This window comes from Mesocryomonas lacus (assembly GCF_055730105.2).
In genome coordinates this window covers 182,779-200,566 of the sequence record NZ_JBUZWF020000003.1, presented here as the reverse complement: position 1 = coordinate 200,566, position 17,788 = coordinate 182,779, and the positions used below count along the sequence as shown (strand labels likewise).

12 protein-coding genes are annotated in these 17,788 nt (G+C 66.6%); 3 read left to right on the top strand and 9 right to left on the bottom strand.

Annotated elements, in window-relative coordinates; genetic code table 11:
- Positions 1 to 6 precede the first annotated feature (6 nt).
- A complete protein-coding gene (locus ACZLZQ_RS10785) occupies positions 7 to 513 on the bottom strand; it encodes a GNAT family N-acetyltransferase (RefSeq protein WP_472933040.1) in 507 nt (168 codons plus the stop codon).
- Positions 514 to 791: 278 nt separating this feature from the next.
- Between ACZLZQ_RS10785 and ACZLZQ_RS10780 the strand changes: the two genes are divergently transcribed.
- Positions 792 to 1,772, top strand: coding sequence for a glutathione S-transferase family protein (locus ACZLZQ_RS10780; RefSeq protein WP_472949368.1), 981 nt, complete (start codon positions 792 to 794; stop codon positions 1,770 to 1,772).
- Between the two features lie 3 nt (positions 1,773 to 1,775).
- Here the strand turns inward: ACZLZQ_RS10780 and ACZLZQ_RS10775 are convergent, their stop codons facing one another.
- Positions 1,776 to 2,228: an NUDIX domain-containing protein gene (locus ACZLZQ_RS10775; protein WP_472949367.1), complete on the bottom strand. Its 453-nt coding sequence runs from the start codon at positions 2,226 to 2,228 to the stop codon at positions 1,776 to 1,778.
- A 62-nt stretch (positions 2,229 to 2,290) separates the two neighbouring features.
- Here ACZLZQ_RS10775 and ACZLZQ_RS10770 point away from each other — a divergent pair, with 62 nt between their 5' ends.
- Together ACZLZQ_RS10770 and ACZLZQ_RS10765 are read left to right on the top strand one after the other, a co-directional pair.
- Positions 2,291 to 3,262 (top strand): metallophosphoesterase family protein, encoded by a 972-nt coding sequence (locus ACZLZQ_RS10770; RefSeq protein WP_472949366.1) that lies wholly within the window; start codon positions 2,291 to 2,293, stop codon positions 3,260 to 3,262.
- A 75-nt stretch (positions 3,263 to 3,337) separates the two neighbouring features.
- The gene (locus ACZLZQ_RS10765; protein WP_472949365.1) at positions 3,338 to 4,540 is read left to right on the top strand and encodes a benzoate/H(+) symporter BenE family transporter; all 1,203 of its coding nucleotides are present in this window, start codon (positions 3,338 to 3,340) and stop codon (positions 4,538 to 4,540) included.
- A 10-nt stretch (positions 4,541 to 4,550) separates the two neighbouring features.
- Here ACZLZQ_RS10765 and ACZLZQ_RS10760 read toward each other — a convergent pair whose 3' ends face one another.
- The 7 genes from ACZLZQ_RS10760 to putA all read right to left on the bottom strand — a co-directional run bounded on the left by ACZLZQ_RS10760 (position 4,551) and on the right by putA (position 17,700).
- Positions 4,551 to 5,168 carry a hypothetical protein gene (locus ACZLZQ_RS10760; protein WP_472949364.1) on the bottom strand — a complete coding sequence of 206 codons (618 nt, stop codon included), beginning with the start codon at positions 5,166 to 5,168 and terminating at the stop codon, positions 4,551 to 4,553.
- Between the two features lie 89 nt (positions 5,169 to 5,257).
- Positions 5,258 to 6,943, bottom strand: a complete 1,686-nt coding sequence (locus ACZLZQ_RS10755; RefSeq protein ID WP_472949363.1) for a thiamine pyrophosphate-binding protein — start codon at positions 6,941 to 6,943, stop codon at positions 5,258 to 5,260.
- Positions 6,943 to 8,613, bottom strand: a complete 1,671-nt coding sequence (gene leuA / locus ACZLZQ_RS10750) for a 2-isopropylmalate synthase (protein WP_472949903.1) — start codon at positions 8,611 to 8,613, stop codon at positions 6,943 to 6,945. Before leuA ends, ACZLZQ_RS10755 begins: the two co-directional genes overlap by 1 nt.
- Positions 8,614 to 9,061: 448 nt before the next feature.
- Positions 9,062 to 9,988 carry a cation diffusion facilitator family transporter gene (locus ACZLZQ_RS10745; protein WP_472949362.1) on the bottom strand — a complete coding sequence of 309 codons (927 nt, stop codon included), beginning with the start codon at positions 9,986 to 9,988 and terminating at the stop codon, positions 9,062 to 9,064.
- Positions 9,988 to 12,177, bottom strand: coding sequence for an anthranilate synthase (locus ACZLZQ_RS10740; protein ID WP_472949361.1), 2,190 nt, complete (start codon positions 12,175 to 12,177; stop codon positions 9,988 to 9,990). Before ACZLZQ_RS10740 ends, ACZLZQ_RS10745 begins: the two co-directional genes overlap by 1 nt.
- A 353-nt stretch (positions 12,178 to 12,530) precedes the next feature.
- Positions 12,531 to 14,210 carry a formate--tetrahydrofolate ligase gene (locus ACZLZQ_RS10735; protein ID WP_472949360.1) on the bottom strand — a complete coding sequence of 560 codons (1,680 nt, stop codon included), beginning with the start codon at positions 14,208 to 14,210 and terminating at the stop codon, positions 12,531 to 12,533.
- Positions 14,211 to 14,601: 391 nt separating this feature from the next.
- Positions 14,602 to 17,700 (bottom strand): bifunctional proline dehydrogenase/L-glutamate gamma-semialdehyde dehydrogenase PutA, encoded by a 3,099-nt coding sequence (putA, locus tag ACZLZQ_RS10730; protein ID WP_472949359.1) that lies wholly within the window; start codon positions 17,698 to 17,700, stop codon positions 14,602 to 14,604.
- Positions 17,701 to 17,788 lie beyond the last annotated feature (88 nt).

Genomic DNA, 17,788 nt, shown 5'->3' with positions numbered 1-17,788 from the left:
CTGCGGTTAGCCGCGCGCCCGGACCACGCCGGACAAATTTTCCAGGGCACCCTCGACGAGCGGCAGGCCGAGGATGCGCGTCCGGTCCACCGGGCCCGGCATGATGACGGACCCGACCGGCAGCGGACGGTAGCCGATCGGCATGTAATAGGCGCGGTCGCCGACCAGCATGATGACGCGCTCGCCCGCCATCAGCGCCGTGGTCTCCGCCGTCGCCATCAGCCGCCGGCCGATGCCTTTTCCCTTGAAACTTGGACGTACCGCCAGCGGACCGAGCATCAGGCACGGGGCTTCGCCGATACGGATCGGCGTCAGCCGTACCGATCCGATGACCACGCCGTCGAGCAAGGCCACGAAGGACAGGCGCCGATCATGCGGCGCCATTTCCCGTACCCTTTCGGCGGCGCGGACAAAGCGACCGGGACCGAAAGCCTCGTCGGCAATGGCATCGATGACGGCATCATGCTCGGCGGTTTCGGGGAGATAGACGACGTCGAAGAGAAGGGAGGACATGCAGCTTCCGGGGACGGGCGCAGCCTGTCTCATGGACATCCGCGCGGGTATGGCTGTGACGGGTTTCGACCTAGAATGTCGTTCGTCGTCGCAGCATCACCGCCATGTTCGTCTTCTCCAACGGCTTGGTGCCGGTTGAGGCGGGTTGTTATAGCGCGGGGAGCCGGACGGCAAGCGGCGATGGCGCAGACCATTCTCGATGGCTGGGTCCATGGCGGTCGCTCGCCCTTCGGCCCACCCGCCTTACATCCCCGAATATCATTCCAAGGGGACAAGCAATGGGACTTCTGGTCGACGGCGTCTGGCAGGACAAGTGGTACGAGACCAAGGACGGCGCGTTCCAGCGAACGACGACGAAGTTTCGAGACTGGATCACACCCGACGGTGCGCCGGGGCCGGACGGGCAGAAGGCATATCCGGCAGAAGCCGGGCGGTATCATCTCTATGTCTCGCTCGCCTGTCCCTGGGCGCACCGAACGCTGATCGTCCGCCGGCTGAAGGGTCTGGAAGACGTGATCTCGCTCTCTGTCGTCGACTTTCTGATGGCGGAGAACGGTTGGGAGTTCTCCGACAGGGCCGGCACCATTCCCGACACCGTCCTCGGCAAGACGAAGCTCTACGAGGTCTATACGGCGGCCGAGCCGCAGTTCAGCGGGCGGGTGACCGTTCCCGTGCTCTGGGACAAGAAGACGGGGACGATCGTCAACAACGAGTCTGCCGAGATCATCCGCATCTTTAACTCCGGCTTCGGCGACCTGGCCGATACCGCGGTCGACCTGTCGCCCGCAGCGCTGCGGAGCGAGATCGATGCAGTGAATGAGGCGGTCTACGACGCCGTCAACAACGGCGTCTACAAATGCGGCTTCGCCACCACGCAGGAAGCCTACGAGCAGCCGTTCCATGCACTGTTCGCCATGCTCGATCAGCTCGAGGAGCGTCTGTCCTCGCAACGCTTCCTCACCGGCAGCGCGATGACCGAGGCGGACATCCGCCTGTTCACGACGCTCATCCGCTTCGACGCGGTCTATCACGGGCACTTCAAGTGCAACGCCCGGCAGATCCGGAACTATCCCAACCTCTTCGGCACCATGCTCGATGTCTACCAGACCAAGGGCATCGCCGAGACCGTCGATTTCGAGCACATCAAGGGGCACTACTACCAGAGCCATACGACGATCAATCCGACCCAGATCGTCCCGCTTGGACCCGAACAGGATCTCTGGCAGCCGCATGGGCGGGAGCGACTTTCCCGCGGCTGATGGCTACCAGAGCGGATCCCGCGGGCCGCCTTCAAGTTCCGCGAGACGCCGGCGGGTCGACGCGGTCGTTCCCTCCGGCAGAGCGTTCAGGGAAAAGAAACCGCTCTCGGCGATCTCACGGTCGGGCGCTTTCGGTGCGGTCTGCCGCACCGAGTGGCAGACGTAGAACAGGACGTGGTCGCGGCGGGAGGCACGTCGGTTAAAATAGATGCCGACGAGGTCCGGCGTTTCCAGAAGTTCCAGATTGCCCTCCTCGCGCAGTTCTCGGTGCAGCGCCTGCTCCACCGTTTCGCCAGCATCCACCCCGCCGCCCGGCAGATACCAGCCGGGGACATAGGTATGGCGCACCAAGAAGACGCGGCCCTCCCTGTCGAAGGCAGCGCAGCGCATGCCGAGCGTCATCGGTCGCATCAGCACGTGGGCGAAATGGAAAATCCGGGTGCGAAGCCGCGTCATCAGCACTATCGGAAGCCTCCGCCGCTCTTTCCCTTTAAGACAGAGCAGCTAGATGGAGGCATATGTTCACCCTTGCGCATCTTTCAGATATCCATCTCGGCCCGCTTCCGGAGCTCTCGTTTCGCGAGCTCGCATCCAAGCGCGTTACCGGCTACGTCAACTGGCACCGCAACCGGCGGAGGGTGATGTTCGGCGATACCCTGGTCTCGCTGGTCAACGACCTGAAGGCCCAGAAGCCGGATCATGTGGCCGTCACCGGCGATCTCGTCAACCTCGCCACCAAGACCGAGATCGTCGGCGCCGGCCTCTGGCTGCAGGATTTTGGACCGGCCCGCGACATCTCCGTCATTCCCGGCAACCACGACGCCTATGTGCCGGGCGCGCTGAAGCGGGCTTGCACGGAGTGGCACGACTATATGGTCGGCGACACGCCGCAGCGGTCGATCGGCGGAATGTTTCCCTATGTGAGGATGCGCGGCAACGTCGCGATCTTCGGCGTCTCCAGCGCCGAGGCGACCGCGCCGTTCTTTGCAACCGGTACGTTCAAGCGGCGTCAGGCGCTGGCACTGGCCGAAATGCTGGGCGCCTGCCGCACCACCGGTCATTTCTGCGTCATCATGATCCACCATCCACCGATCTCGGGCGCGGCGTCCTGGCACAAGCGGCTAATCGGCAAGCAGTTCTTCTGGAAGGTCATCCGCGAAGTCGGCGCCGACCTCGTGCTGCACGGCCACACCCATCTCGACACGCTGAACTGGATTGCCGGGACAGATGGCCTGGTTCCTGTCGTCGGCGTGCCGTCGGCCAGCCAGAACGCCGGCAGCGAGAAGCCGGCCGCCCGTTACAACCTCTTCGACATCGACGGCGAACCGGGTGCCTGGACCCTCGTCCAGCGCGAACGCGGCCTCTACAAGGACGGCAGCGGCATCGGCTGGATCCGTCAGCGGCAGTTGATGGGCAATGGTGAGGCGATCGACGTGGCCCCGTCCGCAGATGCGCCCGCGGCGATGCCGAATCTGCCGGCAGCGCAATAGCAGGCAAGACTGAGGTTGCGGTGCGACGCAGGGTGGCGATAGTCAGGCCGTCTGTTTCCTGCGGTAGTCATCCCCATGCGCGCTCCCCCTGCCCCGGCGATCACCGCCGGCCTGCTCGCGGCCTTCGTCGGCTTCACCTCTTCCTTCTCGGTCATCCTCCAAGGCCTCTCCGCGATGGGCGCGACGCGAGCCGAGGCGGCCTCCGGTCTGATGGCGCTGTCGATCGCGATGGGCGTCTGCGCCGTCGGGGTCAGTCTTTGGACGAGGATGCCGGTTTCGATCGCATGGTCGACGCCGGGCGCGGCGCTTCTGGCGACCTCTGGCCTGCCGGAAGGCGGGTTTCCGGTGGCCGTCGGGGCCTTTGTCGTGGCGGCGGGGCTGGTGATCGCGTCCGGTGTCTTCCGTCCCCTCGGCCGCCTGATCGCGGCGATCCCGGGCTCGCTCGCCAATGCCATGCTCGCCGGCATCCTCTTCTCGCTGTGCCTTGCACCGGTGAAGGCGATCGCCGCAGATCCTGCGGGCGGCCTTGCGATCGCGGTGACGTGGCTGGTGATGGCGCGGGTCAAGCGTCTCCTCGCCGTCCCCGCGGCGGCGATGGTCGCCATCGCGGTGATCCTCCTGAAAGCGCCCGCCGGCGGCATGGAGCTCGGGCACATGCTGCCCTCCCCCGTCCTGGTGATGCCGGCGTTCACGTTCGCAAGCCTCATCGGCATTGCCTTGCCGCTGTTCCTGGTGACGATGGCCTCGCAGAACATTCCAGGCCTCGCGATCCTCAAGGTGAACGGCTACACGCCGCGGGCCGGGTCCCTGTTTGCCGCGACCGGCGTCTTCAGCCTCGCGGCGGCCCCTTTCGGCGGGCACGCGGTGAACCTTGCCGCCATCACTGCAGCGATCTGCGCCAGCGACGAGGCGGGACCGGACCCACGGCGGCGCTACTGGTCGGGCGTTGTCTCCGGCGTCGCCTATGTCGGCTTCGGGCTCATCGCCGGCGTGGTCACCGCCTTCGCCAGCCTGTCGCCGCTGCTGATCCAGGCCGTGGCGGGACTTGCCCTGATCGGCGCCTTCTCCAGCGCCGTCCACGCGGCGATGGCGCGGCTCGACGAGCGGGAGGCGGCGACGCTGACGTTTCTCGTGACCGCATCCGGCATCGCGTTCTTCGGCATCAGCGCTCCGTTCTGGGGCCTCATCGCCGGCGCCGGCGTGCTGACGGCCGCTCGGTGGAGAACGGCGCATCCTGCCGCCAGCTTGCCGGCAGAGAATGCCAAGCCGCCGCGCTGATCCACTAATTCTAGCGCGGAACCAGTCCGCGATAGGCGGCCAGCGCGTAGAGAATGCCAGCGCCGATCACGATACCGATCATCATCCAGCCAATCGCCAGAGGGATTGTCGAGGGGTGCTTATGGACGGCGGCAACAGGCCGGATCGGCTCGGCGGCGGCCGTGTCCGCCGTGCCCGAGCGCACAGCCGCGCGCTGCCCCAGCCCATCGCTGTCGGCCAGAGCCTTCTCCCGCTCGACGATGCGTTCGGCGATGTAATCGGTGACGCGGTCGGCGATCACCGCCGTTTCGAGCGATTCGGCGAGCGTCAGGCGACCGAGCCGGGTCTCGCGGACGAAGCGGTAGGTGCGGCGGTCGCGCGCCATGCTCACATGGGCCGTCACGTCGATCCAGAACCGCGGCTGCTGGCCGCCCGATATGGAAAAATCGAAACGGTCGTCGCCGGCCGGCACCTCGTCGATGACGCCAGCCAGTTCCTCGGCGAAGATCTCGAGCCGTGCCCGATCGGCCTCGCGAATGTCGACGGTGACATCGCTGCGATGGGCAGCGGCAATTTTGGCCGCGCGGACGGCGTCGGCGAGCCGACGCGTGCCCATCAGGGAAGAGACGTTGTCCTTTCCTTCGCCCATCGCCGTTTCAGGACCCCGTTTCAGACTTGTCGTCTCCTCGACCTTAAATGTCTTGTGTGCAATTGCAACGCGCTGCCGCGATACCGGACCTATCGCCGGGACAACCGGGACACCGCCGAAATCCGGTCGGGATCGACGACGAGGTGCAGAAGCGCCGGCCCGTCGCTGGCGAGCGCTGCCTCGAAAGCGGCGGCGAAATTCGCGTCGCAGTCGACCTTTTCCGCAAAGGCACCGTAACTTCTGGCCAGCGCGGCGAAGTCCGGATTTTGCAGCGCCGTTGCGGAGATGCGGCCCGGATAGTGCTTCTCCTGGTGCATCCGGATCGTGCCGTACTGGCTGTTGTCGACGATGAGGACGATCACCGCGGCGCCGGCCTGGCAGGCGGTACCGAACTCCTGGCTGGTCATCTGGAAACACCCGTCACCGGCAAGGCAGACCACCTTGCGTGCGGGATGGCGCAGCTTGGCGGCGATTGCGGCCGGCAAGCCGTAGCCCATCGAGCCCGAGGTCGGCGCCAGCTGCGAGGCGCGGTCGGTGAAACGGTGGAAGCGGTGCAGCCAGCCGGCATAGTTGCCGGCGCCGTTGGTGATCGTGCTCGCCGCCGGCAGGTGCGTCTCGAGATGCGCCATCACCGCGTCCATGTCGACGAAACAAGTTGTTTCGTCAGCGAAACCAGAGGTTTCGTCGGCGAGATGCTTTGTAGCCGGCGTCGCCGGAGGCTTCGGCGTCGACCAGTCGAGATATTCCTGGTGCATGGCCTCGGCTTCGCCTGACCAGGCGACGGTCGCCGGCGGCACCAGTTGCGCGGCCTTGCGGGCGAAGGAGATGGGATCGGCATGGATGCCGAGCGTCGGCTGGTAGAGGCGGCCTATGCCGTCCGGCAGAATGTGCACCAGCCGCTGCCTTGGCGACGGCACGTCGAACAGCGTATAGCCCTGGCTCGGCATCTCGCCCAGCCGCGCGCCGAGCGCGATGACGAGGTCGGAAGCGGCGATCCGGTCGCGCAGTTTCGGCGAGGGCGCGATGCCGAGGTCGCCGGCATAGTTCGGGTGACGGCTGGGGAAGAGCGACTGACGGCGGAACGAGCAGGCGACCGGCAGGTGCCAGGCCTCTGCAAACGCCGCGATATCGGCGATCGCCCCGTCGGTCCAGCGAGAGCCGCCGAGAAGAAGGATCGGCGCGGCGGCGGTCTCCAGCAACGACCAGAGGCTCTCGAGCTTGCTCTCCGCCGGCACGATGTCGATCGTCTCGACCCTTGCGGGAACCAGCTCCTCGGCCTTTCCGGACAGCGTGTTTTCCGGCAGCGCGACGATCACCGGCCCGGGCGAGCCGTCGAGCGCGATCCGGAAGGCTTCCGCGACGAGGTCCGGCAGCTCGTCCGGCGTCGCCGCCTCGAACACCGCCTTCGCCATCCCGCCGAAGAGGGCGGGATAGTCGAGTTCCTGGAACGCGCCACGGCCACGAAACTTCACCGGCACCTGGCCGATGAAGAGGATCATCGGCGTCAGGTCATGGGCGGCGACGTGGACGCCCGACGCGGAATTGGTCGCGCCGGGCCCGCGGGTGACGAAGGCGATGCCGGGCCGGCCGGTGAGCTTGCCATCGGCCTCGGCCATCATCGCCGCGCCGCCCTCCTGGCGGCAGACGACGGTTTCGATCCGGCTGTCCACCAGCGCATCGAGCACCGGGAGATAGCTCTCGCCGGGCACGCAGAACACGCGGTCGACGCCCTGCGCTTCGAGCGCCTTGACCAGGAGGACGCCGCCGCTCTGCATCAGTTCGCCCCGAGGATGCGGTTTGCCGCCGAGACGATCGCCTCCAGCGACGCCGTCACAATGTTCTTGTTGATGCCGGCACCGAACAGTTTCCCGCCGGCATGCTCGATCTCCATGTAGGTGATCGCGCTGGCATTCGAACCATGCTGGAGCGAGTGCTCGGAGTAATCCGCGACGGACATCTCAAGCCCAAGATGGCGCGCCAGCGCATCGACGAAGCCGTCGATCGGGCCGGTACCGCGCCCGGTGATGGTGACCTCGGCGCCGTTGTCGAGGATCGTCGCCTCGATCATCCGCTCGCCGCGGTGCTCGGGATTGGGCACCGTATGATGGTCGACGAACTTGAGCCGGCCCCCCGGCTGCTCGACATAGCGCTCGATGAAGCGGTCGTAGATCGCCTTGACCGGCAGTTCCTTGCCGCCCTCGTCGGTAATGCGCTGGACGTCCTCGCGGAACTCCACCTGCAGCGCGCGCGGAAGGTTGAGGCCGTAGTCGGCCTGCAGCACGTAGGCGATGCCGCCCTTCCCGGACTGCGAGTTGATGCGGATGATCGCCTCGTAGGAACGGCCGACATCCTGCGGGTCGATCGGCAGATACGGCACTTCCCAGAGCGCCTTATTGGAGGCGCGGCTCGCCTTCATGCCCTTGTTGATCGCGTCCTGATGCGAGCCGGAGAAGGCGGTGTAGACGAGCTCGCCGACGTAAGGGTGGCGCTCGGCGATGGCGAGCTGGTTGCAGTACTCGTAGACGTCCTTCATCCGGTTGACGTCGGACACGTCGAGCTGCGGATCGACGCCCTGGGTGAACATGTTCAGCGCCAGCGTGACGATGTCGACATTGCCGGTGCGCTCGCCATTGCCGAAGAGCGTGCCCTCGACGCGGTCGGCGCCGGCGAGCAGGCCGAGCTCGGTCGCGGCGATCGCGGTGCCGCGGTCGTTGTGGGGGTGCAGCGAGATGATGAGGTTCTCGCGGTTGTCGAGGTTGCGGCACATCCATTCGATCTGGTCGGCATAGACGTTCGGCATCGACATCTCGACCGTCGCCGGCAGATTGATGATGAGCTTGTTGTCGGGCGTCGGCCGGACGATCTCGATCACCGCGTTGGAGATCTCCAGCGCGAAGTCGAGCTCGGTGCCGGTAAAACTCTCCGGCGAATATTCGAAGCGATAGCCGCCGCCGGCCTTGGCCGCCATGTCGGTGATCATCTTGGCCGCATCGGTGGCGATCTCGCGCACCCCGGCGCGGTCCTTCTGGAACACGACGCGGCGCTGAAGTTCGCTGGTCGAGTTGTAGAAGTGGACGATCGGGTGGTTCGCGCCCTCGAGCGACTCGAACGTGCGGGTGATCAGCTCCGGCCGGCACTGCACCAGCACCTGCAAGGACACGTCGTCCTCGATGCCGCCCTGTTCGACACACCAGCGGATGAAGTCGAAGTCGGTCTGCGAGGCCGAGGGGAAACCGATCTCGATCTCCTTGAACCGCATCCACTTCAAAAGCTGGAAGAAGCGCTCCTTCTTCTCCTGACCCATCGGGTCGACGAGCGCCTGGTTGCCGTCGCGAAGGTCGACAGAGCACCAGATCGGCGGCGTCTCGATGCGCTTTGACGGCCAGGTCCGGTCGGACAGGTCAAGCTGCGGATAGGGCTGGTACTTCTCGGCGGCCTTGCCCATCACAGGCGATGGCGGCGCGGCGCCGGTGGCAGGGGCTGTCTGAGCCGGCCGGCTGCCGGTGATTCCACGCTCGGGCATGGTGGCTGAAATGGACATCGCTTAAGACCTTCGTCGCTCGCCCGGACGCGCGGGTCCTTCGACCTACGGCAGCGTTAACCGGGAATGGTGAACCCTATGGAAGCGGAAGGGGGCATGGCGCAGACGCGACCGGCTCGACCGCCGGACGCCCCCAATCAACGGGTCCGACGATCGCTTCTAAGCGGAAGGAGCAGCAGGCGCGCACGCAGGACCACTCCACCCGTCGCAAGCGACAGGGACAGGATCATCAGGAGGGTCGGGGCGATGCTCATGAAGTGAGGTTAGCCGAATTCGGGAGAACTGCAAGAGGCGCCTCCGACATCATCGCGCCCCTGTTGTCGACGCCGTTCGCCGGCGCCGTGCGGCCCCCTCAGACCACGGGCACGCCGGTCTGCTTGATCTCGCCCTCGGGCTCGACGTGGATCTGCACATGCGCATTGTCGAACTTATCCTGCAGGGCATCCTCGATGCGGTCGCAGATCTCGTGCGCGTCCCCGACGGTCATCGCTTCCGGCACCACCATGTGGAATTCGATGAACAGCGCGCGCCCGGCGATGCGCGTCTTCAGATCATGCACCTCGAGCGCCCCTTCACCGTGGACGGAGATGAGCGAGCGCACCTGCTCCTCGTCGGCCGGCTCCATCGCCTGATCCATGAGGCCGCTGAGCGAGGTGGTGACGACGTGCCAGCCCTCGCGCAGAATGTTGACGGCGACGAGGGCGGCCATGATCGGGTCGAGCAGCGCCCAGCCGGTGACCGAGGCGACGCCGAGGCCGGCGAGCACCCCGATCGACGTGACGACGTCGGCCATGATGTGGCGACCGTCCGCGGCCAGGGCCGGCGAACGACGGGCCCGGCCAGCGCGGATCAGGAACTGCGCCCAGGCGAGATTCATGACGGTGGCGACACCATTAATGGCGATGCCGACCATCGGCGCCTCAAGGGTACGCGGCGTCTCGAACGCGTTCCACGCCTCGCGCAGGATCAGGAGCGCGGCGACGATGATCAGTGCGCCCTCGACCACGGCGGAGAAATACTCGGCCTTGGTGTGTCCGAAAGGATGGTCGCTGTCGGCCGGCGTGAAGCTGACGCTGACCGCCCAGAACGCGATGATGCCGGCGACGACGTTGACGATCGATTCCAGCGCGTCGGAGTACAGCGCCACCGATCCAGTGACGTGATAGGCGTAGTACTTGATGCCGAGCACCAAGAGCGCGACGCCGATCGTCGCCGTCGCGATGCGCTTGACCAGGACAGCGTCCGGGTGGACGCCGGTTGTCGAAATCGTCTTGGACATCAGGCAGCTTTCACGCGGGCGCGGCGCGGCAGATGCGCGACGATGTTCTCGATCATCCGCATGCCGGCGGCACCGCCGAGGCTCATGATGCTCTCGGGGTGGAACTGCACGGCGGCCACCGGCTCGGAGCGGTGCTCGAACGCCATGACGACGCCGTCCTCGGTCTCGGCCGTGACCTCGAACTCCTTCGGCAGCCGTACCGGATCGGCGAAGATCGAGTGGTAACGACCGACCGTCACCTCCTGGCCGAGCCCGGAGAAAATGATGCCGGGCTTCTGCACGCGAATGCGCGACGGCTTGCCGTGCACCGGCACATGCAGCGTGCGCAGCGTGCCACCATAGGCCTCGGCCAGCGCCTGCAGGCCGAGGCAGACGCCGAAGATCGGCAGATTGCGCTGGCGTGCCGAGGCGATGGTGCCGGCACAGTCGAAGTCGACAGGCTTGCCGGGGCCCGGCGACAGCACCACGAGATCGGGCATGACGCTGTCGAAGATCGCCTGCGGCACCGGCGTGCGAACGGTGGTGACTTCCGCACCGGTCTGTCGGAAGTAGTTGGCGAGGGTGTGGACGAAGGAATCCTCGTGGTCGACGAGGAGGATCTTGACGCCCTCCCCGACCTTGGCGCCCGAGCGCTCGCCGGCGACGCTGTTGGGCAAGCCGGCGTCGCGGATCGCCGAGATCAGCGCCGACGCCTTCAGCTCGGTCTCCGCCTCTTCTTCCTCGGGGTTCGAATCGTAGAGCAGCGTCGCGCCGGCCCGCACTTCGGCGATGCCGTCCTGCAGGCGGATGGTGCGCAGCGTCAAGCCGGTGTTCATGTCGCCGTTGAAGTGCATCATGCCGACGGCGCCGCCGTACCAGGCGCGCGGGCTCTTCTCGTGCGCCTCGATGAAGCGCATCGCCCAGAGTTTCGGCGCCCCCGTCACCGTCACCGCCCAGGCATGGCTGAGGAAGGCGTCGAAGGCGTCCATGCCCTCGCGCAGCCGGCCCTCGATATGGTCGACGGTGTGGATCAGCCGCGAATACATCTCGATCTGCCGGCGGCCGATGACGCGCACCGAGCCGGGCTCGCAGACGCGGCTCTTGTCGTTGCGGTCGACGTCCGAGCACATGGTGAGCTCGGATTCGTCCTTCTTGGAGTTCAGCAGCTTCAGGATCTGCTCGGAGTCCGAGATCGCGTCGTCGCCGCGCTTGATGGTGCCGGAGATCGGGCAGGTCTCGACCCGGCGGCCGTTGACCCGCACGAACATTTCCGGCGAGGCGCCGATCAGGAACTCGTTCTCGCCGAGGTTAATAAAGAACGAGTAGGGCGACGGGTTGATCGCCTTCAGCCGGCGCGAGATCGCCGAAGGCGGGTTCTCGCAGCGCTCGAAGAAGGTCTGGCCGGGCACCACCTCGAACAGGTCGCCGCGGATGAACTTCTCCTTCGCCGACCGCACCAAAGCGGCATACTCGCCCGGCTTGTGGTCGCCGCGCGGCGGAATGCGGTCGGACGGTGTGAACGGCGCCTCCGGACCACCGCCCTCGAGACCCTCGGTCGAGATCCCGTCCTTCTCGAAGCTGTAGCGATCGACATAGGCCTTGGCGGCGTAGTGATCGACCATCAGGATCTCGTCCGGCAGATAAAGGACGACATCGCGGCGATTGTCGGCGCGCGTCAGGGATTCGGCGACGGGATCGAACTGGAAGGCGAGATCGTAGCCGAAAGCACCGTAAAGCCCGAGATCGGCATTCTCCTCGGACTTGAACAGGCCGACGACCGAGCGGAGGACGGAGAACACCGTCGGCATGCGCGAGCGTTCCTCCTCGGTGAAGGCCCGGTCCGGAAGCTTCACCCGCAGGTCGATGCGATCAGCGGAGACCGTCTGCTCGGCGATGTCCTCATGGCCTGCCAGTGCCCCGGCGACGAAACCCAGCAACGCCTCGCCGCGCGGGTTCAGCGCCTCGATCGCCATCTGGCGGCCGGCCGAGGTCACCATCAGCGGCGGGTCGACAATCGCCGTATCCCACCGGGTGTAGCGACCGGGATACTCGTAATTGGACGAAAACACCGCGCCCCGCCGGGTGTCGAGACGATCGACGAAGGGCTCGATCGCGCCGGCGTAGGGCACCACTTCGCGCCGCCGGGTCACGGCAACGCCGCCGAGGGTGTGATAGCGCTCGGCGCCGTCGGAGAGTATCTCGAGCGTCATACCTGTCTCCCGAACCTTCGAGCATCCTGCGCCGCTTGGGTCGCACCGAATGCACCGCCAAAATGCTGGGGCCCTCGAACACGGCGGCGGCTAATAAAAAAGGCCGCCGGATGAACCAGGGCGACCTTTGTCTTCGAACGCGTGCGAAAACGCCTAGGGGCCGCCGATCAGGGAGCCTGCCACCAGAGCCGATTGTGCGCGACGTTCTTCATGCGGAAAGCGTTAGCGCGGGACGGCCAAAAGGGCAATCGGATTCAGGCGTCGGGGACGCCGGTGACGGCGAAGTCATCCCCGCACACCACAGGCGCTGCGGGCAAAGCCCGCAGCGCGCTGACAGCCGGCCGACTGTCGGCTCAGAAAAGGCCCTGAATCAGGCCCTCGTCGTCGAGGAGGATCCGCTCGGCAGCCGGACTGCGCGGCAAGCCCGGCATGGTCATTATCTCACCGCAGATCGCAACGACGAAGCCGGCACCCGCCGCCAGCCGGACCTCCCTAACATGCACGACATGCCCTTCCGGCGCCCCCCGCAAAGCGGGGTCGGTGGAGAAGGAATACTGTGTCTTCGCCATGCAGACCGGCAGATGGCCGAAACCCTTCTGCTCGAAGTCGGCGAGTTGCTGCACCACCGCCTTGTCCATGGTCACGGCGGTGCCGCGGTAGATGCGCTTGACGATGGTCTCCACCTTCTCGGACAGTCCCATCGCATCGGGATAGAGCGGCGCAAAATCGGCGCTGCCGGAATCGGCGAGCGCCGCCACCTTTTCCGCCAGCTCGAGGATTCCGTCCGAGCCGTGCGCCCAATGCTTGCAGACGATCGCCTCGGCACCGAGGCCGGCAACGTACTGCTGAAGCGCCTCGGTCTCGGCCTGCGTGTCGCCCGAGAAATGGTTGATGGCGACCAGCACGGGCACGTTGAAGAGACCGATGTTCTCGATGTGCCGTCCGAGATTGGCGCAGCCTCGCACCACGGCCGCCACGTCCTCGGCGCCGAGATCCTCCTTGGCGACGCCGCCGTTCATCTTCATCGACCGGACGGTCGCGACGAGGACACAGGCTGAGGGCTTCAGGCCCGCCTTCCGGCACTTGATGTCGAAAAACTTTTCCGCCCCAAGATCTGCGCCAAAACCGGCCTCGGTCACGACGTAATCGGCAAGCTTCAGCGCAGCGGTGGTGGCAACGACCGAGTTGCAGCCGTGGGCGATGTTGGCGAAGGGTCCGCCGTGGACGAAGGCCGGGTTGTTCTCCAGCGTCTGGACAAGGTTCGGCTGCATCGCATCCCGCAGCAGCACCGCCATAGCGCCGTCCGCCTTCACGTCGCGGGCAAAGACCGCGCTCTTGTCGGCGCGGTAGGCGACGATGATGTCGCCGAGCCGGCGCTCGAGATCGTCGAGGTCACGGGCGAGGCAAAGGATCGCCATCACTTCCGAGGCGACCGTGATGTCGAAACCGGACTCCCGGGGATAGCCGTTCGGAACGCCGCCGAGCGAGGTCACGACCTGCCGCAGCGAGCGATCGTTCATGTCGAGCACCCGGCGCCAGACGACGCGGCGGGTATCGATCTTCAGCTCGTTGCCCCAGTAGATGTGGTTGTCGAGGAGCGCCGCCAGAAGGTTGTGGGCCGAGGTGATGGCGTGGAAGTCACCGGTGAAGTGGAGGTTCATGTCCTCCATCGGGATGATCTGCGCATAGCCACCGCCGGCGGCGCCGCCCTTCACGCCAAAACAGGGACCGAGCGAGGCCTCGCGGATGCAGACCATGGCCTTCCTGCCAATCCTGTTCAACCCGTCGCCCAGCCCGACCGTGGTCGTGGTCTTGCCCTCGCCCGCCGGCGTCGGGTTGACGGCGGTGACGAGGATCAACTTGCCGTCCGGCCTCTCCGACAGCGAGCGCAGGAAACCTGCCGTGACCTTCGCCTTGTCATGCCCGTACGGGACGAGGTGCTCCTCGTCGATGCCGAGCTTGGCGGCGATCTCCCGAATTGGCCGCTTGTCGGCAGCGCGTGCGATCTCGATGTCCGACTTGACGACAACCATTTCCCGCATTCCCATTCGTGCTCGTTTTCTTGGGGAAACGCGAAAAATCGATTCCCGAATCTGAGCATATGTCGGCGGTCGGTCGCCGCCAACCTCGGCTGCGCAGAACACAAAAAAGCCCGGGCATGGGGCCCGGGCTTTCAATTGGCATGCCTGCGTATGCGGATCGTCTGGCATGGGGAGGACACGCCTCTGACCCGGCATCATCTTCAGGGAGGACCGCGCTGCCGCCGGCTGACCGGGAGGAAGCCGCCGGTGGCTTGCCGATGCGTCCCTGAAGCGACGATCATGACGACCATCGCTGGATCGAAGCTGACGTGATGTCTTACTCGATACAGCCACCCAACGTGCCGATTGACAGCATGGTTCCAGCGCCGAGTATCGCGACCCTCTAGGCCTCCATCGCGATCAGGCTGGCATTGCCGCCGGCGGCCGCCGTGTTGGTCGAGATCACTTGTTCGCGGGCAAACCGCGCGACGTAGTTCGGTCCGCCGGCCTTCGGTCCCGTGCCGGAAAGACCCGAGCCGCCAAAAGGCTGCGACCCCACCACGGCGCCGATCATGTTGCGGTTCACGTAGATGTTGCCGACCGTCAGCCGTTCGGTGACGGCACGGATCGTCTCGTCGATGCGGCTGTGGACGCCAAGCGTCAGGCCAAAGCCGGTCGCCTCGATGGCGTCGCAGACCTTGCCGAGCTCGCCGGCCTTCCATCTGATGATGTGGAGGATTGGCCCGAACACCTCGCGGTCGAGCGCCTCCGACCGGTCGATCTCGACGATGTGCGGCGCGACCCAGTGCCCGTCCGCCGGGAGACCCGCCGGCAGCGTGCCGGCGAAACGGATGCGCTGGGTCTTCTTCATACGGGCGAGATGCTCTTCCAGCATCGCCTTCTGCTCGGCGTCGATCACCGGGCCGACATCGGTGGCGACATCGCGCGGATCGCCCACGGTGAGTTCGGCGGCGGCGCCGGCAATCATGTCGGTCATCCGCTCGGCGACATCCTCCTGCACGAACAGAAGCCGCAGCGCCGAGCAGCGCTGTCCGGCGGAGCGAAAAGCGGAGGTGACGACGTCGTCGGCCACCTGCTCGGGCAAAGCCGTCGCATCCACGATGAGGGCGTTGATACCGCCGGTCTCGGCCACCAGCGGCGCGATCGGGCCGTTGCGGGCGGCGAGCGCCCGGTTGATCAGGTGCGCCGTCTCGGTCGAGCCGGTGAAGGCAACGGCCGCGGTGGCCGGGTGCGACACCAGCGCCGCGCCGGTGGCGCCATCGCCGGGCGCGAGGTGCAGGACCGCGTCGCCGAAGCCCGCCTCACGCAGGATGTCGACAGCGAGGCCGGCGATCAGCGGGGTCTGCTCGGCGGGCTTTGCCACGACGACATTGCCCGCGGCCAAGGCGGCCGCGACCTGGCCGATGAAGATCGCCAGCGGGAAGTTCCAGGGCGAGATCGCCACCACGACACCGCGCGAGCGATAGCGCAGCCGGTTCTCCTCGCCGGTCGGACCCGGCAAAGGCACCGGGGCCGAGAACAGCCGCTCGGCCTCGTCGGCATAGAAGCGGCAGAAGTCGACCGCCTCGCGGATTTCGGCAAGGCCATCGTCGACCGTCTTGCCGGCCTCGCTGGCGAGCAGCGCCATCAGCACGCCCCGACGCTGTTCCATCAGGTCGGCAGCCTTGCGCAGGCTGGCGGCCCGCTTTGCCGCTGGCACCTGCTCCGCCTCGGCAACGGCACGGCGGGCGGCGTTCATCAGGAGGACCGCCGCCTCGGCCGAGAGCGGGTGGCTGACGCCGACGAGATGACCGTCGACCGGCGAACGGATCGCCGCACCCGACGCGGAGGCGGAATGGTCGAAATCGCTGCGGGTCTCGATGGCCTTGTCGTGCGCCTTGTCGCGGTCGGCGATGAAGGCGTCGAGCGCCTTGCGGTCGCCGAACTCGACGCCGCCCGAATTGTGCCGGCCGCCGAAGAGGTCCTTCGGCAGGCCGATCTTCGCGTTGCGGCCGGGCCCGACCTTCAGCATGTCGCGCGGCCGCTCGATCAGGCTCTCGATCGGAACGTCCTTGTCGCCGACTTTGGCGACGAAGGAGGAATTGGCGCCGTTCTCCAGAAGGCGGCGGACGAGATAGGCGAGGAGATCGCGGTAGCCGCCGACCGGCGCATAGATGCGGCATGCCAGCGTCTCGCCGAACTCAGCGCGCACCGCCTCGTAGAGCGCCTCGCCCATGCCGTGCAGGCGCTGGAACTCGAAACCGGTCGGCTCGCGACCGGCCATTTCCAGGATGGTCGCAACCGTCAGCGCGTTGTGGGTAGCGAACTGCGGATAGAGCCGCTCGCGCCGGTCGAGCAGCGCCTTGGCGGCGACGAGGTAGGAAAGGTCGGTCGCCGGCTTGCGGGTGTAGACGGGGTAGCCGTCGACGCCCTTCTCCTGCGCATGCTTGATCTCGGTGTCCCAGTAGGCGCCCTTCACGAGCCGCACCATCATCCGGATGCCCGCCTCGGCGGCCAGCGCGTCGATGTGGTCGATCACCGCAAGCGTCCGCTTCTGATAGGCCTGGATGGCGAGGCCGAACCCGTCCCAGCCGCTGAAGTCGGCGCTGCGCACGACCGCGTCGATGACGTCGAGCGACAGTTCCAGCCGGTCGGCCTCCTCGGCATCGACGGTGAAATTAAGCTGGAAACTTTTCGCCCGCATCGCGAGGTCGGCGAGCTTCGGCACGAGTTCCGCCATGACCCGCTCGTGCTTCACCGACTGGTAGCGCGGGTGGAGCGCCGAGAGCTTGACGGAGATGCCCGGCCGGTCCGGCAGCGCCTTGTTGCCGGCCTTGCGGCCGATCGCCTCGATCGCGTCGGCATAGGACTTGAAATAGCGATCGGCATCGGCCTGCGTGCGGGCGCCCTCGCCGAGCATGTCGTAGGAGTGGCGATAGCCTTTCTTCTCGAGGCTGCGCGCCCGTTCCAGCGCATCCTCGATGTTCTCGCCGAGAACGAAGTGCCGGCCGAGGAAGCGCATGGCCTGGCGCGTCGCGGTCCGCACCGCCGGGGCGCCGACGCGCTTGACCAGCGAGGAGAGGACGCCGGTCGGCGTCTCGCCGGGGCGGATGATGCGGGCGGAAATGCCGAGCGCCCAAGCGGAGGCAGCCGTCAGCATGCGGTCCTCGCCGCCCTCGCGCGATACCCAGTCGCCGGCGCCGATCTTGTCCTCGATCAGCCGGTCCTGCGTCTTGGCGTCCGGCACGCGCAGCAAGGCCTCGGCCAGCACCATGAGCGCCAGGCCCTCGCGGCTCGACAGCCCGAACTCGCGCAAGAAGTCCTCGACGCCGCCGATGCCGCCGGCCTTGCCGCGGATGTTCTCGATGAAGCGACGCGCGGTCGTGTCGACCGAGGCCTCATCATGCGTCCAGCGCGAGGCACTGGCCAGAAGGCTGGCCACCGCGGCATCATCATCGGGCGCGAAGGGAGCGGAGAACGGGCGAAGGGCAGTGACGGACATGGATGACCCCGAGGGTTGCGACATCAGCAACATTATCAGCGGTACGCGGTGCCGATCTCGCCAATCTCGCCGGGTTTTTCCGTGACTT